A 2,040-nucleotide genomic window follows, 5' to 3' on the forward strand; every position below is an offset into this window, starting at 1 on the left:
ATGTAGGTTGGATCGCAGATGAGGTATTTTTTGCCATTCACCATCACATGATCTCCGGGCACATTATCGATTTTTACGGCAGTGGCAATATGACCCGGGTAATCCAAACCTATCACTTCGAGCCCGAGGAGTTTCTTTACGAGATAGGCAAATATGACTGACCGGTCTTCGCAGTCACAGTAAGGATAGAAAAGCGTTTCTTCTGCAAAAAGGCATTTCTCCTTTCCAAACTGCTGCTGGTCGGTTTTATATTCAAACGCAGTCTGGACAAACCGCAAAAGGATGTTGAGGGCTTCCGATTTTGACTTCCCGGATAGAATCGGTTTAAGCTGCTCGACAAGAGAAGAATAGGATTGGTCCATTAAGGGCGTGTTGAAATAGATCGGATATGAGGTGTGCGGATAGGTGTTCAAAAAATTTACGATGTTTTTATTATATGTATATTTAATGGTGTAATTTGTTCCATTATATGAAAAATTTACCTGCTTCGGCACATTCCCGCATAAAACAGGAAGCGTGTTCAGGTTAAGTGAAACGATCTTATTTGCATCAGGATAATCACCTTCGTAGGTGTACATAGACCCAAGTTCAAGTTCTTTTCCATCGAGAGACATCACATAAAAGCGGCGGTTATCAATTGTAAAGTAAGGAGCACCGAAAATTTCATCTTTGCTTGGCATGAGAAGATAGACCTGCTCATTAGAGTAGCCAATCTTGGTGTCGTATCCGGATTTGTTGAGCATGAACCACGTGAAAAGAAGTGCTTCTGCTTCATCTCCATTATTTATGACTTTTCCGATGTCATAAAGGAGCATGCAGTATCCCCAGTCATTCAATGCAAGGGATTTTTTGTATGATTCTGTTTTTTGCAACGAACCTTCGAATTCTGCATTGCTGATCTTTTTCCAGTATTCTGCGATGGATTCATTATTTGGCTTTCCCTTCAACGAAATTTTTAAAGAAGTCTCGTCGGGCAATGATATAGGTGCTTCATAGAAATCAACATTTAACGAAAGCACATCGGTTTTTTGGGTCTGCTTTTTTGTCTTGAACTGAGCGGTTTCCTCTTTCACTTTCAGATCACCCGGGGATTTCATAGATTTGTGGATTTTCGGAACAAAGAGTTCTTTTATTCTGTCGTTTCTCTCGATTTCAGTTTGCTGGAGCGGTTGAGGTTCTGCTTGCGGGATTTCGGCAGGTTTTGGGGTGTCATCGGCTTTTAATCCCTGGAAAACCTGGAACTGCTTCCAGTCATCCTCGAGGAACTGCATGAACAGCTTGTCCTGCTCGGTTTTATAATCATCAAATTTTTGTTGATCTTTTTTAAGCCACTTCTCATAGTCGCTTTGAGCAAGAAGGTGTACTGTGTTCAGTATCAGTAAACATGCAATAATTATGCGGATTTTATTTTTCATATATGCTCCGATCTTTTAGTATGTGATCTTATATTGAGTAAGACTAAAAGTGGGAATTTTTTGGCAAGAAAAAAATGAAGGTGTATAAAATTAAGAATATTAAAAAATATGTTTACCAATCAACTGGTTTATAGATATTACTATTCGGGATAGGATTTGGCAGCTGACTATTTCTCAGAAGATTCGTTCTTATCCTCTTTTGGAAGGTAGCATACTTAAGAAGAGATTTTGATATTCTTGCTTTTCCGGGAGTTACTAATCCAACACATAATTTTAATTCGTCATGCACGATTTTGAGTGCTTCAAGAAGATCTCCATCATTAGATAGAACAACAGCACATTCATATAAATTTTTCCATCCATCATTTACTAAATGAACAGCCAGGCTAACGTCGGTACATTTTTCTTCTGTTTTTAAAACCTTAACTTTTTTCCTTGGATTGTTAGCAGTGGGCATCTCCACTTCGTGAGTTTGAAAATAACCTTTTATAATATCAATTTCGGGAATATAATTTTTTAGTGCATTCAAATATGTTAACTGTCTTCTTGGTTTATCCTGATCATACTTTCCGGAAACATTAGCAGTAAAATATTTGATTTTTACAATATCATTTTGTGGAGATAG

2 protein-coding genes are annotated in these 2,040 nt (G+C 37.9%); both read right to left on the reverse strand.

What is annotated here, in order from left to right; all coding sequences use genetic code 11:
• Positions 1-1,415, reverse strand: a 1,415-nt coding sequence (locus ENL20_04345; protein HHE37784.1) for a hypothetical protein, incomplete at its 3' end; no start/stop codon positions are given.
• Between the two features lie 112 nt (positions 1,416-1,527).
• Positions 1,528-2,040, reverse strand: a 513-nt coding sequence (locus tag ENL20_04350) for an NYN domain-containing protein (GenBank protein HHE37785.1), incomplete at its 5' end; no start/stop codon positions are given.

It is taken from the genome of Candidatus Cloacimonadota bacterium (assembly GCA_011372345.1).
Taxonomy (GTDB): Bacteria; Cloacimonadota; Cloacimonadia; order Cloacimonadales; family TCS61; genus DRTC01.